Here is a 17,327-nt window from a genome sequence, read left to right as displayed (position 1 = left end):
ACATCTATTATTACTGTGTTACTACAGATTGAGTTTCACCTTGAGCACTAACTGGTGCTTCATTTTGTGGTGCATTATAGATACGACGATCTAACTCATACTGTTGCAACATTAATCCAAGGCGTTGATTACGCTCTTGTAAACGTGTTTGTTGGTCTTTACCTAAAGTATCGTTTTGAAGATTTAGGCTTACTGGTGAACCCGCCCCCATAATAGGTTGAGTATTAAATACTGGCGTATCTACTTGGAAATCTTCAGAACCACTTTTTCCATTATATTGCTGAACACCAACAATAACAGCTAATGAAACACAAGCCGCAACACCGATTTGAGTTAACTGACTTGCCCAAGGACGTAACGTTTGTAAGAAAGAGTGCTGACGCCATTGTGATGGCGCAGGTTGCTGCTCTTGTTGTTGTTCAGGACTTATGCGAACAGGTTCATTCTCTAAAGCGAGCGCAACGCGACTTGCGATATCAAAGTGGACTACTTCACCTACATCACCACGCATTGTGTCACGAATTAAATGGTAGCGTTGCCATGTCTCTTTCATGGAGTCATCACGAGCAATAGCACCCATTAATTCTTTATCAAGAACTTCGCCATCCATAAATGCAGAAAGTTTTTCTTTTTGCATGTAAAAGTACCCTTCAGTCAATGATGGTTCACCCACAATTAAAACTCTTGTATTAATGGTTGAACCTTATTATCAATAGCTTCTCGCGCCCTAAAAATACGTGAACGAACTGTTCCGACAGGGCAATCCATAATGACTGCTATCTCTTCATAGCTTAGTCCGTCAAGTTCCCGAAGTGTAATAGCAACCCTTAAATCTTCAGGTAATGACTCTATGGTGTGAAAAACCACTCTCCGTAACTCTTCAGACAACATTAAATTCTCAGGGTTCGAAATTTCTTTTAGTGCGTTTGGTGATTCGAAATTTTCCACATCACTTGCATCTAAATCATTCGAAGGCGGACGTCGCCCCTGTGCAACCAAATAATTTTTTGCTGTATTCACTGCAATTCGATAAAGCCATGTATAAAAAGCACTATCTCCACGGAAAGAACCGATGGCTCGATAAGCTTTAATAAAGGCTTCTTGCGAAACATCTGGCACATCACCCTGTGGTACATAACGGGAAATCAGGCTTGCTACCTTGTGTTGATAGCGGATAACCAGCAAATTAAACGCTTTCTGGTCACCATTTTGTACCTTTTCAACCAACATTTGGTCCGTTAACTGCTCGCTCATTAGAGATGGACTCTCCCGAAGTCAAGCTTCGCACTATTTTTAAATGACTCCGTCATATTTACTCTCGTTATTCCTTCTCGTTTTTATGAGCTACAAGACTTAGAGCGAAAAAATAGTATGAAGTTCAATTCAATCATTATTTTAAGAGATGAATCACAAAAAAAATATCATGGTGATCACCAACCAAAATGCAATTTGCCAATAAAAAAACGATAACACAATGATATTATTTAAATATATACAATTACTTACAACAATATATATTATCCTAAATAATATATTATTAAATATAGATTTAATAATATAAATAAAAGTCAGTCACCCAAGATTGGAACTTATCGGTATAGTGCCCGTCATTATGACGAATAATAAGTTCATCTATACTGCATTCAACACAGCCTTGGTTTTGTCTTTGAAATGCTAACAAAATTCGATGATAAGGTTTATCTGCGCTGTCTTTAATATTAACGCGTTTTACAACATTCCACTCTTTTTTTTCTGCAATTTCAATAAATTGCTCGCCAATAGAATAAGGCAATACAACACAGAATAAACCATCTTCGGTGATAAGTAATTGCGCACTATCCAATAATCCCTCATGCGTTAAGGTTTTGGTATAACGCGCTTGCTCACGAACATCATTACGACAAGCAATTGCTGGCTCAAAATAAGGAGGATTACTAACAATCAGATCATACTTATTTTGTGCTTGCTCTGCATAATGATGAATATCACTATGATAGATATGAATAAGTGAATGCCATTGTGACTCTTGGGCATTTTCCGTAGCTTGTAATGCCGCCTTTTCATCAAGTTCAATGCCATCAATACACTCAACTTTATTCGCTCGTTGAGCTAGCATTAATGCAATTAAGCCACTCCCAGTACCAATATCAAGTGCTCTTTTTATATTATTAATAGGCGCCCAAGCCCCTAATAAAACACCATCTGTACCCACTTTCATTTCACACTTATCATGAGCAACAAAAAATTGTTTAAATGTAAAACCACCTTTGCGTAATCCCGCTTTTTTCACTTTCTTTTGATTCATCTATAGACTCTATTGATTCGTCTTACTATCTCTTTTTATTACTTATCATTCATGTCATTGAAAAAGAGATATATGGTATGATAACGCTTCTGCAACCCCTATCTTAACATTAAACTATTTGTATACGATGCACGCTTATTTAGATTAAGCCTAAAAACAACAAATACCTTCGTCTATCGGTAATATATAATGTGATAGCGGTAAATCCTCTGGCTTTTAGCGGGGGATAATGTCAAAATCCGCGCCCTAAACAGAGGTATACAATGACAGCCACGACATTTTCCAGTCTTGAACTTGATGAAAGTTTATTGACCGCATTAGAAGAAAAAGGATATCAACGTCCTACTGCAATTCAAGCAGATGCTATTCCAGCAGCAATGGATGGACGTGATATTTTAGGCTCTGCGCCAACAGGCACAGGGAAAACTGCGGCATTTTTACTTCCGGCAATTCAACACTTGCTTGATTATCCACGTAAAAAATCAGGCCCGCCGCGTATTCTTATCCTAACGCCAACACGCGAACTTGCTATGCAAGTTGCCGAGCAGGCAAAAGAATTATGTGCGCACACACATTTAGATATCGCCACAATCACCGGCGGTGTTGCTTATATGAATCACGCTGAGGTTTTTAGCGAGAACCAAGATATCGTTGTTGCAACTACAGGTCGTTTATTACAGTACATCAAAGAAGAAAACTTTGACTGCCGTGCGGTAGAAATGCTGATTTTAGATGAAGCAGACCGCATGTTAGATATGGGTTTTGCTAATGATATCGAAACTATTGCAGGCGAAACTCGCTGGCGCAAACAGACATTACTATTCTCAGCAACACTAGAAGGTAATGCGGTTATTGATTTTGCACAGCGTATCCTCAACGAACCGGTTGAACTAAACGCCGATCCATCTCGCCGCGAACGTAAAAAAATTCAGCAGTTCTATTATCATGCTGATAATCTTGAACATAAAACCGCATTACTTGCTGCATTACTGAAGCAAAACGATGTTAAAAAATCGATTGTCTTTGTTCGTAAAAGAGAGCGAGTAAGAGAGCTTGTCACTGCATTAGAAAAACAAGGTATTAAATGTAGCTACCTTGAAGGTGAAATGGCGCAAACACAGCGTAACGATGCGATCAAACGTTTAGAATCAGGCAAAATGAATGTGCTTGTTGCCACCGACGTTGCTTCTCGTGGACTTGATCTAGATGACATCACACACGTTTTCAACTTTGACTTACCTCGTACTGCCGATGTTTACTTGCATCGTATTGGTCGTACAGGACGTGCGGGTCGTAAAGGTATCGCAATTTCATTAGTTGAAGCTCACGATCACCCATTATTAGGTAAAATTGGCCGTTATGTTCAAGAACCCATTAAATATCGTGTTATTGCTGAACTACGTCCAGAAACCAAAGCACCAAGCCTGAAAGCAACATTCAAACCTTCTAAAAAAGTGCTTGCTAAACGCAAAGCGAAAAAAGAAGAAGAGAAAAAAGCAGTTAAAGAAAAAGTGCGGACTCGCGATCGTAAAAATATTGGTAAACGTCGCAAAGCAGTTGCTAAGCATACAGAAAAAAACGTTGCTCCTACTGCACCAGCAAAAGAAACGAATACTGATAACGAATAATCTGTATTCTTTATGATGTTATAAAAAACCGTAGCTATATAATAGTTACGGTTTTTTGTTATTTTATCTTTCTTCTTATTTTATATAAAAAAAGCCCGATATTTTCATATCGAGCTTATTATTAACTTATTACTTTAGTGAAAATTACAGGCTTTCTGTGAAAGTACGAGTAATAACATCACGTTGTTGTTCTGGGGTCAGTGAGTTAAAACGCACTGCATAACCAGAAACACGAATAGTTAATTGCGGATATTTCTCAGGATTGTTAACAGCATCTTCCAGTGTTTCGCGGCTTAATACGTTAACGTTAAGGTGTTGACCACCTTCTACACGAACAACCGGTTTAGATTCTACAGGTACTTCACGGTATTCGATATTGCCTAACTCTTTACGGTTAATCACTTGGCCTTCTTCAAAGCCTTTTTTAGCACAGATGCAACGAGCTTCGCCGTTTTCATCATCTAACAACCAGAAAGAGTGTAATAAATCGTCGTTATCAGCTTTAGTAATTTGGATACCAGTAATCATTTCGACCTCCAATTTGGGCGCAAAATCAAATTCTAATCTCATATCAGAACTTGGGTATTTGGTCTAACCAATGTTTCTGTCTACTTATATACCAGTATAAATGGTGCCATTCTTTGATAAATATCAATAAAATTCATAAGCACTTTACCTACCAAGGCGCAAAGTGTTGTTTTAAATCAATTATTATTAAAAGCTAACTTGCAATTTTTTTTGTAAATTTTCAAAGAAAAGTTGAGGAATCAATTAATTTTTTATTTTTAGTCCGTAATATTTTCATTCCCCTGATGAAATCGGTAAGCTTAGACACGATAAGATATCAACAAGGATTTTAGGTTATGACTGCACCATTAACTTGGCATGATGTGATAGGCGCTGAAAAAGAAAAGCCTTACTTTCATCAAATTATGTCTCAAGTCGCACAACAAAGAGCCGCAGGTAAAATTATTTATCCTCCTCAAGAAGATATTTTTAATGCTTTTCGTTTTACGCCTTTTGATAATGTAAATGTCGTTATTTTAGGACAAGATCCTTATCACGGCCCCAATCAAGCTCATGGGCTCTCTTTCTCAGTACGACCAGGCGTACCAGCCCCTCCTTCATTAGTCAATATGTATAAAGAGCTTGAAAAAGAATACCCTGATTTTAAACGCCCTAACCATGGCTATTTAGAAAGTTGGGCAAAACAAGGCGTTTTATTGCTTAATACCGTATTGACCGTAGAGAAAGGCCAAGCACATTCTCACGCTAATTATGGTTGGGAAATATTTACAGATGCTGTTATTGAGCAGATTAATCAACGTAGAGAAGGTGTTATTTTCCTACTTTGGGGCGCACATGCTCAGAAAAAAGGCCGTTTTATTGATACAAATAAACACGTTATTTTAAAAGCACCTCATCCATCACCACTTTCTGCTCATAGAGGCTTTTTAGGCTGTGGTCATTTTAAACAGGCTAATGATATTTTACAGCAACAAGGCCGAACACCAATCAATTGGCATCTTGATCCTATTGAATAAAATCACTCTATAAAATATAAAACCGCACAATAACAAGAATATTAAATAATCTTCGTGTTGTGCGGTTTACTTTATCTACATGTAATAGCACATGTGATAACTAATGTTTTATTGATATTATTTAGAAACGATAACCATCGCTGGGCGCAATAAACGACCGTTTAAGGTATATCCTTTTTGCATAACATCGACAACATGATTAGATTCATGCTCAGGGCTATCGATTAAAGTCATCGCTTGGTGAACTTCTGGGTTAAATGCCACATTTTTTTCTTCAACCACTTCAATGCCAAATTTACGAACGGCATCTAAGAATGACTTCAGTGTTAACTCTAACCCTTCAATCATTGGCTTTAATGATTCATTTTCATGATCAGCCGCAGATAACGCACGCTCTAAATTATCAAGTACCGGCAATAACTCATTAGAAAATTTTTCAAGTGCAAATTTATGTGCTTTCTCAATATCCTGTTGAGTACGGCGACGCACATTTTCAACTTCTGCTAAAGCACGAGCCATGGCTTCACGCTCTGTTTTTTGAGATTGCTCTAGTTGTTTTTCAAGAGAATCAATACGCGCTAATGCTTCCACTAACTCCGCTTGAGCATTAAAGTCCGCTTGTGCTTCTTCAGTTGTTACTTGCTCTTGAGACTCATCCATTACAGATCCCATTCCTTCTTTTTCTTTTGAGACTTGCTCTTCATGTACATTTTGTTCTTTACTACTCATGAACATCTCCGCGTAGTTTTAGTATTCATCTTCATATTTAGTTTATTATGGGGATCAATAAACGGGTTTCAAGGAATTGGCGCAAAACGAGGGTAAAAAAATGCCAGATAATACCGTAACGGAAGAAAAACACTTTAAATGTATTGGCATTGTTGGTCATCCACGCCACCCCGAAGCAATTTCAACTCATGAAATGCTCTATCATTGGCTATTGGCTCAAGGCTATGACGTTATTATTGATACACAAGTTGCTCAAGAACTAAAGCTAGAAAATGCACAAACAGGTGATCTAACTCAAGTTGGTAAAGCAGCCGATCTGGTCATTGTTGTTGGTGGCGATGGCAATATGCTTGGGGCTGCACGTGTTTTATCTCGTTATAACATCAAAGTGATTGGTGTTAACCGGGGTAATTTAGGCTTTCTTACTGACCTTGATCCTGATAATGCCTTACAGCAATTAACCAATGTATTGGCTGGGCACTATCGTGAAGAAAAGCGTTTTTTACTTGAAGCACGCGTCTATGCAGAAGGTCAAAGAAATCGCATTGGTACAGCAATCAATGAAGTCGTGCTTCATCCTGGTAAAGTGGCTCATATGATTGAGTTTGAGGTTTATATTGATGATCGTTTTGCTTTCTCTCAACGTTCTGATGGCTTGATTATTGCAACACCAACAGGATCAACAGCCTATTCACTTTCTGCGGGGGGGCCTATTTTAACTCCAAATCTTGATGCTATTGCACTTGTCCCTATGTTTCCACATACCTTATCAGCACGGCCTTTGGTTATCAGCAGTGATAGCCAAATTCGCTTAAAATTCTCACAAACAAATATCGATTATGAAGTCAGTTGTGATAGCCAATTAGTGTTACCAATTAAAGAGGGTGATGAAGTTATTATTAAAAGAAGCCGTCAAAAGCTCAACTTAGTTCATCCGACTGATTATAATTATTTTAATACACTCAGCTCAAAATTGGGTTGGTCAAAAAAAATGTTCTAATTTTTGTGCCTCACTACTTTACTGTATAAAAAACCAGTTTATACTGTATGTAATTACAGATATGTTTTTATACACAGGAGAGGCACTATGCTGACTCAATTAACCATTAGTCATTTTGCCATAGTCCGTGAACTTGAAATCGATTTTTCAGGTGGCATGACCACCATTACAGGCGAAACTGGCGCAGGTAAGTCTATTGCAATTGATGCTCTAGGTTTATGCTTAGGCAACCGTGGTGATGCTAATATGGTGCGCCCAGGTGCAACTAGAGCCGATTTATGTGCACGATTCTCACTCTCTGATACGCCATCAGCACAACATTGGCTTGAAGAACATCATCTTGATAATCATAACGAATGTCTATTAAGAAGGACTATCTCTGCTGATGGGCGTTCTCGTGGTTTTATCAACGGTACTTCCGTACCTCTTTCACAATTAAGAGAGCTTGGTTCCTTACTTATCCAAATTCATGGGCAACATGCTCACCAGCAACTTCTAGAGCCTCGTTATCAAAAACAACTACTAGATATCTATGCCCATGAACCTACTTTATTAAAAAACATGAAGTCGGCTTATCAAACATGGCATCAAAGTTGCCAAAATTTAGCCGCATTTCAACAACTCTCTTTAGAACGAGAAGCAAGGCAGCAACTGGTTGATTACCACTTAAAAGAACTCAATGAATTTCAGCCAGTACAAGGCGAATACCCTGAATTAGATCAAGAATATAAACGTCTTTCTAACTGCGGTCAGTTTTTAACGCTAAGTCAAAATAGTTTGCAAATTTTAAGCGACAACGAAGAGCAAAATATTTTAAGTATGCTCAACGTGGCTAAACATGAAATTACTGAACTAACCTCTATGGAAGGTCAATTCAATTCATTATTAGAGATGCTAGAAGAGGCTACCATTCAGATTAGTGAAGTGAGTGATGAACTTCGTCATTATAGCGATCGCTTAGAGATGGATCCTAATCGCTTATTTGAAGTCGAAAAACGTATGTCTAAGTACATTAGTTTGTCACGCAAACATCGCGTTGCACCTGAAGAACTTTATGATCTTCATCAGCAATTAATTGAAGAAAAAAATGCCTTACTTCGTCAAAATGACGACTGTGATGCCTTAATAGAACAAGTCAAAGCTGACCATTTAATTGCATTAGATGTCGCCAAAAAACTGCATCAAGTTCGCCAACAATATGCAAATGAGTTAAGTCAACTTATTACTAATAGTATGCATCAGTTATCAATGCCACATGGTTATTTTACTGTTGATACCTATTTTGATGACAGTTCACTGCAAATTGATGGTGCCACAAAAGTTGAATTTAATGTCACCACCAATCCAGGACAACCTCATCAAGCGCTTTCTAAAGTGGCTTCTGGTGGTGAGTTATCTCGCATTGCGCTCGCAATCCAAGTGATCACAGCAAAAAAAATGGATACACCAGCACTTATTTTTGATGAAGTTGATGTGGGTATCAGTGGTCCAACAGCAGCGATTGTGGGCAAATTGCTCCGTGAATTAGGTGAGTCAACTCAAGTGATGTGTGTCACTCACTTACCTCAAGTTGCAGGTTGTGGTCATCAACACTATTTCGTTAATAAAGAAACCAATGGTGAAGAGACAGAAACCACAATGAAACTATTATCGAAAAAAGAACGATTACAAGAGCTTGCCCGTTTATTAGCAGGAAGTGAAGTCACCAAAAATACCTTAGCAAATGCGAAAGATTTGTTGGCTGCATAACGATTAACAAACTTTTATTGATATTTAAGGTCATAGGCAGAGCGTGAAAGGTTTTCAATTGCTGCGTTGTCGATTATCATCGTCACTATGACCCTAAAAGGAATGTAATAACCATGCGTTTTAAACTGTTAAAAGTTGCCGCCTTATCTTTAGTCGTAATGACTTCAGGTTGCTCTATGTTCGAGAGACTGGTTTATCACCCAGATATCAATCAGGGAAATTATTTAACACCAGCCGAAGTCGCAAAAGTTCAGCAAGGAATGACACAGCAGCAAGTTCAATTTGCCCTTGGTACGCCAATGCTTAAAGATCCTTTCGGAAGCCAGACTTGGTATTATGTTTTCCGTGAAGAACCTGGTCATCAGAAAGTACGTCAAGAGACGCTCACCCTGACTTTTGATAGCAATGGCATACTGACTAAGATTGATAAGCAAGGCAATATGCCTAACTTCGCAGCACCTGAAACAAAATCGTAATACGATTACTGTGCTAAGAAGGCTTAGTTTTGTATAAGATTGGCAAAAACGAATTGCACCCCATACGTTAAATTTGACGTTGGGGTGTGTTTTTATAAAGAGGAATTGCTTTATAACAGTGTTGTCTTTTTATTGTATCTGACTGTAACCAAATGGCCTATCAACGTAGTATGTGACGCCCCTTTTATTATTGGGCAAACATAATATTAGTCCGCTTTTTGTCGTGCTTTTTCAGCACGCTTACGGCGCATTTCTTTAGGATCAGCAATTAAAGGTCGATAAATTTCAACTCTATCACCGTCTCGCACATTATCGCTTAACTTTGCTGGTCGACTATAAATACCCACTTTATTCTTAGTTAAATCAATATCATTACAAATCGTTAAGATATTTGAAGCAATAATAGCTTGTTCAACAGTATCCCCTAATGTTAGTTCAACAGGGATAAGGTACTGTTTGTCGGGCAACGCATAGGTTACTTCTACCCATATTTTAGTCACGATAAATCTCTTTCGCTCGGTGAGTAAATGCTTGAACCATATTGTTCGTTAAATCCTTAAAAATACGCCCAAAAGCCAACTCAATTAATTTATTAGTGAACTCAAAGTCTAGCTGAAATTCTATCTTACACGCATTATCATCAAGTGCGGTAAACACCCATCCTCCAGTCAATTTACGAAAGGGGCCATCAACAAGACGCATATCAACACGTTCATTAGTCTTTAAAAAGTTATGGGTAGTAAATGTTTTACTAATTCCCGCTTTTGAAACATTTATTGATGCAATCATTTCTTCTGGTGTGCTTTTGATCAGTTTACTTCCAACGCATCCTGGTAGAAAATCAGGATAAGTAAGAACATCATTAACCAGTTTAAACATTTGCTCTGTACTAAAAGGGACGAGAGCAGATCGACTAATCTGAGGCATAGTTATTCCTGTACGACAACACTGTGTGGATCATATCATTGAACAGTGACTAATTAAAAATCTAATGGAATATAGCTTAAGTTTTATGCAATTGAAAAGAAAACAGTCAGTTAAATGATTTCTTTCTATTGCTCATACAGTATAATGTGGAAATTATGACAAAGAAAAAATCACACAAACCTGGTTCTGCGACCATTGCGTTAAACAAACGCGCTCGCCATGAATATTTCATTGAAGATGAGATAGAAGCGGGCTTGGCTCTCCAAGGTTGGGAAGTTAAATCACTGCGTGCAGGAAAAGCCAACATCAGTGATAGCTACGTTGTCATGCGTGACGGTGAAGCTTATCTTTTTGGTGCAACCATTACACCTTTAAATGTTGCATCAACTCATGTGGTTTGTGATCCGACACGTACCCGTAAATTATTATTAAAACAGCGTGAACTTGATAACCTTTATGGTCAAATTAACCGTGATGGTTACACCGTTGTTGCTCTCTCCCTTTATTGGAAAAACGCTTGGTGCAAAATCAAAATTGGCGTTGCAAAGGGTAAGAAAGATCACGATAAACGTGAAACGATTAAAGATCGTGAATGGAAATTAGACAAAGCACGTATTATGAAAAATGCTAACCGCTAAATTGCGTTAAGTACTAGCTATTACAAGTATTTTTCTGATATACTCGCTTTTAACAACTTGGGGCTGATTCTGGATTCGACGGGATTTGCGAAACCCAAGGTGCATGCCGAGGGGCGGTTGGCCTCGTAAAAAGCCGCAAAAAAATAGTCGCAAACGACGAAAACAAACTAGCACTAGCAGCTTAATAACCTGCTCAGAGCCCTCTCTCCCTAGCTTCCGCTCTTAAGACGGGGATCAAGAGAGGTCAAACCCAAAAGAGATCGCGTGGATGCCTAGCTTGGGGTTGAAGCGTTAAATTTAATCAAGCTAGCTTATTCATGGCGTGTCTGTCCGCAGTGGGTAAGTGAAATCAAAGACTAGACTAAGCATGTAGTGCCGCGGATGTAGAAATTTCGGACGCGGGTTCAACTCCCGCCAGCTCCACCACTATCTAACGACCTGATTCTTAACAAGTTTCAGGTCGTTTTTCTTTCTATTATGTCGAAATTGTGCCGCAGGAATGTACCGCATGACGACATTAAAACTCCCCCACTACCTTTACCTACGTGCTAATATACAATGATATGGAAACATGTAAGCAAGCTCAAAGCCAGCTGACCGTTGCAGGTACGAAAGGAATGTCCATAAAATCCACCTGTAGAGAAACACCTATGTACTACCCTTCAGGGCCTTATCTCAGCGGTGTTCTTGCTGGTGGAAAAGGCACCCAAGCAGGTAAAACCCCACCTTATTCAGAACTTCACGTATTTGAAGATGATGAATATGAAACTTGTGTAGGTGCTATAAAAGAAATGGCTAAGAATATGGAAAATGAACCCGCAATGCATGCCGTGTTTTTCTGCGTACCAATACAAAAGAAAGTGTGATTAATTCCCAATTAAAACAGCAAGTCCAAAACATAATGGGCTTGCTATTAGATTCGGACAATATGGGTTTTATACAAATCACAACATAATTACAATTCAAACCTAAGCATAACTAACATTTGTATTATTTATCAAAGAATGATACGTAAAATTGCCATGCAAGCTGAGCAGCCAAAACAGGGGGAACTGCATTCCCTACTTGAGTAAACTGCCTTGAATGTGTTCCGAGAAACTCATAATCATCAGGAAAAGTCTGTAATCTTGCAGATTCCCTAACAGATAGCGTTCTAGGAATCATTGGATGCAAATGTGAACGTCCCCCTCCTGATGCCCCTCCAGCAATAACTGTTTTAGATGGAAGAAGTGGATCAAGTCGATCAACCCTACCCAATTTATCTCTTCCACCTAATGGCAATTTTACATATCGAACAATAGATGAAATTTGATGCTTCCTCGTCACATGGTTAGGCAATAGATTCATATTTCCCTTTAATGCCACACCACAGGGCACCAACTGTTCAGATGGTTCAGGTTCAATAAAAGACTTATTGAGCCGATTACCAACAAGAAACATTCTATTTCGATTTTGGGGTACTAAGTAATTGGCAGCATTTAATATTAATGGCTTTTCTACTGTGTAACCATTTTCAGTTAATAATTCAATTGCCTTATTTAATTGAACTCCGTTATCAACATCTATTAAGCCAACAACATTCTCTACAAGAAAAGCCGCTGGTCGAAACTTTAGAATTAACCTTATGTAATCAAAAAGTAAATTCCCGTTTTTTTCATGAGAAAAACCAACTCTTTTAAAATTCACATCATTTTTACTAAATCGTTGATTCGCTGCAATAGAAAAAGGCTGACATGGTGGTCCTCCAATAAAAACCCCGGGGTAATCAATAGATACCCCTCGTTGCTCTAAAGTCAAACATATATTTTCAAAATTGGAAACGTCCCCATTATCTAATGGGGGACCTATGACTGTCCACTGAGGTCTGTTATATCTTAATGTGCTGCAAAAAATAGGATTAACTTCAACTAAAGCGTCATGAGAGAATCCAGCGGATTCAAACCCTAAATCTAACCCCCCCGCACCAGAAAAAAAACTTACAACCGGAACTTTATGGTTTTTTTTTCTTAAATCATTTAATGTCACATACTTAGCATTTGATAGTTTCTCATTCCCACTTATCTCAATATTACTTTCATAACGTAGGTCATCGTAAGTCCAACCGTGTTGGCATAGTATTTCATCAAGCTTAACACCCGCTTGCTCTGCTTCCCTTAATATGGAATTTTGCTCTAAAGTTTGTTTAAGTGGATTTTTCATACAGTATATTGAGAATTACCTTACTTTAAGTTATGCGTTACTCTGTGGAAGTATACAGTGCTTTAGCTTGTTCATAAACAGCAAAGGCCTCTTCTTTAGAAGAAAAATCCGATTTATTATTTACTTTTAAATAGTTACGATAGAATTGATGTACCGCCTTATGACATGAGGGGCATAGACCAATGATATCTTCCAATAAAGTAAAGTTACCTTGCACTCGTATTGAAGAAGATAATGGCAATTTGTGATGGATTTCGATTAAATTAACTACCCAAGGATACTGAGTTCGCATAGTTTTATGGCACATATCACATTTGGAAGGTTCTTTTGATGCATTCAAATAATGTTGACGTAGCTTACTATTTCTCTCCAATCGTATATGGTTGCTCATCCTCCTTTGACCTTCTTCATACGCAACTACATGGTCATTATCTATATGGTCAATAACATCAATCTCAGATTCTCTTAGGGTTAATAGCTCAAGGTAATCACTTGAAAAATCTGATTTATCTTTCTTCTTCCCTAAAGCAATTATTGCTAAATCAGCGTTATTAGGTATATTCGTGCAAACTATTTCAGGTTTCAATGTTAAATATAGCTTCTCTATTTCATCTAGTTTATACAATACATCAATATATAAATGATTTTTATTCCAAAATAGAAAACTAATTTGACTCATAACTTTCAGCATTTCATTAACTTGCCTGCGTTCATCGCCTTTAGCAATATGACTTGTAGCCCTTATTTTTGAGTAAAAAATAAAATCTTCAAGACCAGTAACATTATTTCCTACTAAAAAAGTGAATACATCATCGACAGTAATCCCCTTTTCAATGAAAGGCACTGTCAAAAGTAGCTTAATTATCGCCAGCATAGGATATGTAGGCGTAGCAGAACTATCATACTGATCAAACACTGGTGATGGATAGTAAAAACGCCGGGCTAGCGTAAGGAAATACAAGTCTGAATCACTAGCCATTTCTCCAAAGGATAAAGATTTTGCAATATCAGTACAATGAAATACTCCATCAACTCTTGATGCAATTAAACCTAATTTAACTACTCGAGCGTAATTACGCCATACTTTATAAGTACTGGGAGAAAATGGTAACTCTGTGGCATTTTGTAGAGGAATCCTTAAAATATCAATAGATGTTTTTGTATCTTTACACCCATTCATTTCAACAAAAACCGAAGCTATTTTTCTAATATTTTCAATTGTAAAATATTCAAGCCTACCTTGATCCCAACGCCACTTATTCATTATATTATCTCCTTTTGTCACATAACTGGATCCTATTGCCAAAATTCAATATAGCAAGAAGAAGATTAAATATTTACCCATCTAGCTAAAAAAGCAGCCATAAATTGATGGATCGGGAGTTGAATTCAAAGAGATAATATATTGATATTGTGATAATAAACCGACTGTGCCACACTATTGTGCCATTAACCTCATCGACATAGATAGAAGAATCAAACAGTTATATTGGGGAGGAGCTTCAAGCCAGCTCCACCAAATTTGGTGGGTCAGTGATAGGACAACGGTTTCAAAAACAAGTAGTTAGCGAAATTGGCAAGACTACACACTGACAACAAAAGGACTTTAAAATGCACGCGAAATGCACGTGCATTTTAAAGTTTAGAAAAGCTCACTTCGGTGGGCTTTTTTAGTTTCAATGACCAAGCAAATACTTTTATCCTCTTCAACTTTTATAGCATATTCATCAATAAATTATTGCTAAACCCTAGCCGCATACATATAAGTTTTACAATTTTTTATTAAGAATGAGAATACAAAAACGAGTGAATTTCTGGAATAAAATTAGTTACTTACTCTTTTACATAAAAGCTATTTAATAACAATGTAATGAGTCTCTGAAATCTATTATTACAAGGTCATTTTTAGTAAAAACTATCATATTTAATTAGCTCTATTAATCCTATATATGACTAGTTTAAAATAATACAAAATACCTATTCTAAAGAGTTTAAGAGGATCATAATGAAAATACTCTTAATTGAAGATCACGAAAAAACGGCCAATTGGGTTAAAAAAGGGCTAGAAGAAGCTGGATATACTATTGATATTACGAATGATGGTCGTGATGGCCTCTATTTAGCATTAGAAAATGATTACAAATTGATTATTCTTGATATCATGCTTCCCGGAATGAACGGTTGGAATATTTTAAAAATATTACGCACATCAAAGTCAGTCCCTGTGATTTGTTTAACAGCAAGAGATGCTATAGATGACCGAGTTAAAGGATTAGAATTAGGTGCAAACGATTATTTAGTAAAACCTTTCTCATTTTCAGAATTATTGGCAAGGGTCAAAAATCAATTAAGAGTTCAACAAAATATTTCAACAATTATTGAAATTGCTGACTTAAAAATCAATTTATCTCGTCATGAAGTGGAGCGTAATAATATACAGATCCCAATGACTCGCCAAGAATATTCTTTATTACTTTTTTTTGCTTTACATATTAATGAGATATTACCTAGGACATTAATTGCAAGCGAGATTTGGGGAATTAACTTTGATAGTGATACTAATATTGTAGATGTTGCTATCCGTCGTTTACGAAAAAAAATTGATGATGGATTTGAAATCAAATTAATCGAAACGGTTAGAGGAATGGGATATAGGCTAAATGGAGTCAATAATGAAAACAAAATCACTGAGATTTAAAATTATCTCTTTATTTATCATATTGATGATTGCAAATGCAGGTTTTATGTCTTTAACGCTTTATCAATCGCTTAAAAATGAATTAATATCTCGTGATAATACCTTACTTGTAAATCGTGCAGACCAATTAGTAAAGTTAATTAATAGTGGAATTGATATCAAAACATTACCTATCTATTTTCAACGTATGATGGATATGCAACAAGATATTATTTATATTACGGATGCTAATAATAAAATTTTAGTTGATACTAATTCAGATATTTTATTTACAGATCATCTAAAAACCACTGATACAAAGAATATAGATTTAAACATGATTACCTCCTGGGAAACAGAATCAGGAGTTCCTGTTTCGGCTATTAACTTTACAATAGAATCACCAATAGGCGTGTTAAATGTTGTGATCGCCAAAGCATCCTTTGTGCGCATCAGTATGCTAAGCGAATATTTAAGTAAAATATTAATTATCTCATTGGCTTCTATTTTATTTATGGGAATATTAAGTTTTTGGTTAATTAAACATGGATTGAGAGATATCCGTTTTCTTAGCCAAATTACGGCTAAAACAGATATACATACTCTTAGTCAAACCATAAATATCTCACAACTTCCCAATGAACTGAAAAGTTTAGGTGACTCATTAAATATAATGAGAAAAAGGTTAAAAAATGATTTTATAAAGTTAACTCAATTAGCAGATGACTTGGCTCATGAACTCAGAACCCCCATTAACGCTATAAAACTTCAAAATGAAATTATGTTACAACGTTCTCGTAGCGTAGAAGAATATGAATCAATTATCATTAGTAATATTGAAGAATTGGATAAACTTGCAAAAATAATTGAAAATGTTTTATTTATCGCTCGTGCTGAAAATAAAAATATCATTTTAAATAGAGAAAGCTTGAATTTATCGGATCTAATTGATGAAATTTATAACCTATTTTCCTTTTATGCAGAAGAAAAACAGATTACCTTATTAAAAGAGCCTACAACATTAACAGTTAGTGCAGATCACTTACTTTTTACTCGCATATTAATGAACCTCATATCAAATGCAATTAAATATTCTCCTGCTAATACACAAGTCGTTACTCAATGTAAAAAAGAAAAAAATCAGTTACTGATTTGTATCAGTAATATTGGTGATGAATTGAATCAACATGAACAAATATTTACTCGTTTTTGGCGTGGTGATAATGCAAGAACAACAGAGGGAAGTGGCTTAGGTTTATCAATTGTACAAGCGATTATGACATTACATGAGGGTAAAGTCAGTTACGAGCGTATTGGAAAACATAATGTATTTATTTTAGCCTTTCCATGCTAATTACGCGATATGACAAAATTGTCATCTTTTTGTCAGCTTTTTTATAAAACATATCTGCATAATTAACTTATCAATCAAATATCTTCTTAATTATGTAGAGG

General features: G+C 36.6%; 18 protein-coding genes and 1 other RNA gene. 10 read left to right on the top strand and 9 right to left on the bottom strand.

Annotation, left to right across the window (positions count from 1 at the left end):
* Positions 1 to 10: 10 nt before the first annotated feature.
* The 3 genes from rseA to trmN form a co-directional block, all read right to left on the bottom strand.
* Positions 11 to 637 (bottom strand): anti-sigma-E factor RseA, encoded by a 627-nt coding sequence (gene rseA, locus GWI59_RS12785; protein WP_202608224.1) that lies wholly within the window; start codon positions 635 to 637, stop codon positions 11 to 13.
* 38 nt (positions 638 to 675) lie between these two features.
* Positions 676 to 1,254: an RNA polymerase sigma factor RpoE gene (gene rpoE / locus GWI59_RS12780; protein ID WP_006533574.1), complete on the bottom strand. Its 579-nt coding sequence runs from the start codon at positions 1,252 to 1,254 to the stop codon at positions 676 to 678.
* Positions 1,255 to 1,549: 295 nt separating this feature from the next.
* Positions 1,550 to 2,305 carry a tRNA(1)(Val) (adenine(37)-N(6))-methyltransferase TrmN gene (gene trmN / locus GWI59_RS12775; RefSeq protein WP_109399838.1) on the bottom strand — a complete coding sequence of 252 codons (756 nt, stop codon included), beginning with the start codon at positions 2,303 to 2,305 and terminating at the stop codon, positions 1,550 to 1,552.
* 263 nt (positions 2,306 to 2,568) lie between these two features.
* Here trmN and srmB point away from each other — a divergent pair, with 263 nt between their 5' ends.
* Complete coding sequence (gene srmB / locus GWI59_RS12770) at positions 2,569 to 3,933, top strand: ATP-dependent RNA helicase SrmB (protein ID WP_072063266.1); 1,365 nt, start codon at positions 2,569 to 2,571, stop codon at positions 3,931 to 3,933.
* A 144-nt stretch (positions 3,934 to 4,077) separates the two neighbouring features.
* Here srmB and grcA read toward each other — a convergent pair whose 3' ends face one another.
* Positions 4,078 to 4,461: an autonomous glycyl radical cofactor GrcA gene (grcA, locus tag GWI59_RS12765; RefSeq protein WP_023581591.1), complete on the bottom strand. Its 384-nt coding sequence runs from the start codon at positions 4,459 to 4,461 to the stop codon at positions 4,078 to 4,080.
* Positions 4,462 to 4,796: 335 nt separating this feature from the next.
* On the opposite strand from grcA, the gene ung reads away from it, so the two are divergent.
* Positions 4,797 to 5,477, top strand: a complete 681-nt coding sequence (gene ung / locus GWI59_RS12760; RefSeq protein ID WP_006533579.1) for a uracil-DNA glycosylase — start codon at positions 4,797 to 4,799, stop codon at positions 5,475 to 5,477.
* Between the two features lie 117 nt (positions 5,478 to 5,594).
* Here ung and grpE read toward each other — a convergent pair whose 3' ends face one another.
* Complete coding sequence (grpE, locus tag GWI59_RS12755; protein WP_109399836.1) at positions 5,595 to 6,206, bottom strand: nucleotide exchange factor GrpE; 612 nt, start codon at positions 6,204 to 6,206, stop codon at positions 5,595 to 5,597.
* A gap of 100 nt (positions 6,207 to 6,306) precedes the next feature.
* Here grpE and nadK point away from each other — a divergent pair, with 100 nt between their 5' ends.
* The 3 genes from nadK (at position 6,307) to bamE (ending at position 9,431) form a co-directional block, all read left to right on the top strand.
* Positions 6,307 to 7,206, top strand: a complete 900-nt coding sequence (gene nadK / locus GWI59_RS12750; protein ID WP_109847741.1) for an NAD(+) kinase — start codon at positions 6,307 to 6,309, stop codon at positions 7,204 to 7,206.
* A gap of 87 nt (positions 7,207 to 7,293) precedes the next feature.
* Positions 7,294 to 8,955, top strand: coding sequence for a DNA repair protein RecN (gene recN / locus GWI59_RS12745; protein WP_109399834.1), 1,662 nt, complete (start codon positions 7,294 to 7,296; stop codon positions 8,953 to 8,955).
* A gap of 113 nt (positions 8,956 to 9,068) precedes the next feature.
* Entirely contained in the window at positions 9,069 to 9,431 is a 363-nt protein-coding gene (gene bamE, locus GWI59_RS12740; RefSeq protein ID WP_006533585.1) for an outer membrane protein assembly factor BamE, read from the top strand.
* A 206-nt stretch (positions 9,432 to 9,637) separates the two neighbouring features.
* Here bamE and GWI59_RS12735 read toward each other — a convergent pair whose 3' ends face one another.
* The gene (locus GWI59_RS12735) at positions 9,638 to 9,934 is read right to left on the bottom strand and encodes an RnfH family protein (RefSeq protein ID WP_369961909.1); all 297 of its coding nucleotides are present in this window, start codon (positions 9,932 to 9,934) and stop codon (positions 9,638 to 9,640) included.
* Positions 9,924 to 10,358 (bottom strand): SRPBCC family protein, encoded by a 435-nt coding sequence (locus GWI59_RS12730; protein ID WP_006533588.1) that lies wholly within the window; start codon positions 10,356 to 10,358, stop codon positions 9,924 to 9,926. Before GWI59_RS12730 ends, GWI59_RS12735 begins: the two co-directional genes overlap by 11 nt.
* A gap of 155 nt (positions 10,359 to 10,513) precedes the next feature.
* On the opposite strand from GWI59_RS12730, the gene smpB reads away from it, so the two are divergent.
* The 3 genes from smpB to GWI59_RS12715 all read left to right on the top strand — a co-directional run bounded on the left by smpB (position 10,514) and on the right by GWI59_RS12715 (position 11,862).
* Positions 10,514 to 10,996, top strand: coding sequence for an SsrA-binding protein SmpB (gene smpB / locus GWI59_RS12725; protein WP_069367807.1), 483 nt, complete (start codon positions 10,514 to 10,516; stop codon positions 10,994 to 10,996).
* A gap of 59 nt (positions 10,997 to 11,055) precedes the next feature.
* Positions 11,056 to 11,422, top strand: a transfer-messenger RNA (tmRNA) gene (gene ssrA, locus GWI59_RS12720).
* 137 nt (positions 11,423 to 11,559) lie between these two features.
* Complete coding sequence (locus GWI59_RS12715; protein WP_161724817.1) at positions 11,560 to 11,862, top strand: hypothetical protein; 303 nt, start codon at positions 11,560 to 11,562, stop codon at positions 11,860 to 11,862.
* Between the two features lie 124 nt (positions 11,863 to 11,986).
* Here the strand turns inward: GWI59_RS12715 and GWI59_RS17560 are convergent, their stop codons facing one another.
* Together GWI59_RS17560 and GWI59_RS12705 are read right to left on the bottom strand one after the other, a co-directional pair.
* The gene (locus GWI59_RS17560) at positions 11,987 to 13,195 is read right to left on the bottom strand and encodes a DNA cytosine methyltransferase (RefSeq protein ID WP_161724814.1); all 1,209 of its coding nucleotides are present in this window, start codon (positions 13,193 to 13,195) and stop codon (positions 11,987 to 11,989) included.
* A 37-nt stretch (positions 13,196 to 13,232) separates the two neighbouring features.
* Positions 13,233 to 14,459 carry an HNH endonuclease gene (locus GWI59_RS12705; protein WP_161724810.1) on the bottom strand — a complete coding sequence of 409 codons (1,227 nt, stop codon included), beginning with the start codon at positions 14,457 to 14,459 and terminating at the stop codon, positions 13,233 to 13,235.
* A gap of 741 nt (positions 14,460 to 15,200) precedes the next feature.
* Between GWI59_RS12705 and hprR the strand changes: the two genes are divergently transcribed.
* On the top strand, positions 15,201 to 15,893 hold the full coding sequence (hprR, locus tag GWI59_RS12700) for a response regulator transcription factor HprR (protein ID WP_072063303.1): 693 nt from the start codon (positions 15,201 to 15,203) through the stop codon (positions 15,891 to 15,893).
* Positions 15,868 to 17,226, top strand: a complete 1,359-nt coding sequence (locus GWI59_RS12695; protein WP_109847747.1) for a heavy metal sensor histidine kinase — start codon at positions 15,868 to 15,870, stop codon at positions 17,224 to 17,226. Before hprR ends, GWI59_RS12695 begins: the two co-directional genes overlap by 26 nt.
* Positions 17,227 to 17,327: the final 101 nt, after the last annotated feature.

Source organism: Proteus sp. G2673 (assembly GCF_009915125.1).
GTDB classification, from domain to species: Bacteria; Pseudomonadota; Gammaproteobacteria; order Enterobacterales; family Enterobacteriaceae; genus Proteus; species Proteus penneri.
Note: the sequence above shows the minus strand (reverse complement) of the source record. Positions and strands in the feature narration are given on the sequence as shown.

Bases quoted from the DNA above. Each gene is read 5' to 3' on its own strand.
- rseA (WP_202608224.1), bottom strand. From the start codon at position 637: ATGCAAAAAGAAAAACTTTCTGCATTTATGGATGGCGAAGTTCTTGAT.
- GWI59_RS12715 (WP_161724817.1), top strand. From the start codon at position 11,560: ATGGAAACATGTAAGCAAGCTCAAAGCCAGCTGACCGTTGCAGGTACG.
- srmB (WP_072063266.1), top strand. From the start codon at position 2,569: ATGACAGCCACGACATTTTCCAGTCTTGAACTTGATGAAAGTTTATTG.
- smpB (WP_069367807.1), top strand. From the start codon at position 10,514: ATGACAAAGAAAAAATCACACAAACCTGGTTCTGCGACCATTGCGTTA.
- GWI59_RS12705 (WP_161724810.1), bottom strand. From the start codon at position 14,459: ATGAATAAGTGGCGTTGGGATCAAGGTAGGCTTGAATATTTTACAATT.
- grpE (WP_109399836.1), bottom strand. From the start codon at position 6,206: ATGAGTAGTAAAGAACAAAATGTACATGAAGAGCAAGTCTCAAAAGAA.
- nadK (WP_109847741.1), top strand. From the start codon at position 6,307: ATGCCAGATAATACCGTAACGGAAGAAAAACACTTTAAATGTATTGGC.
- grcA (WP_023581591.1), bottom strand. From the start codon at position 4,461: ATGATTACTGGTATCCAAATTACTAAAGCTGATAACGACGATTTATTA.
- GWI59_RS12695 (WP_109847747.1), top strand. From the start codon at position 15,868: ATGAAAACAAAATCACTGAGATTTAAAATTATCTCTTTATTTATCATA.
- rpoE (WP_006533574.1), bottom strand. From the start codon at position 1,254: ATGAGCGAGCAGTTAACGGACCAAATGTTGGTTGAAAAGGTACAAAAT.
- GWI59_RS12730 (WP_006533588.1), bottom strand. From the start codon at position 10,358: ATGCCTCAGATTAGTCGATCTGCTCTCGTCCCTTTTAGTACAGAGCAA.
- bamE (WP_006533585.1), top strand. From the start codon at position 9,069: ATGCGTTTTAAACTGTTAAAAGTTGCCGCCTTATCTTTAGTCGTAATG.
- GWI59_RS17560 (WP_161724814.1), bottom strand. From the start codon at position 13,195: ATGAAAAATCCACTTAAACAAACTTTAGAGCAAAATTCCATATTAAGG.
- recN (WP_109399834.1), top strand. From the start codon at position 7,294: ATGCTGACTCAATTAACCATTAGTCATTTTGCCATAGTCCGTGAACTT.
- hprR (WP_072063303.1), top strand. From the start codon at position 15,201: ATGAAAATACTCTTAATTGAAGATCACGAAAAAACGGCCAATTGGGTT.
- trmN (WP_109399838.1), bottom strand. From the start codon at position 2,305: ATGAATCAAAAGAAAGTGAAAAAAGCGGGATTACGCAAAGGTGGTTTT.
- ung (WP_006533579.1), top strand. From the start codon at position 4,797: ATGACTGCACCATTAACTTGGCATGATGTGATAGGCGCTGAAAAAGAA.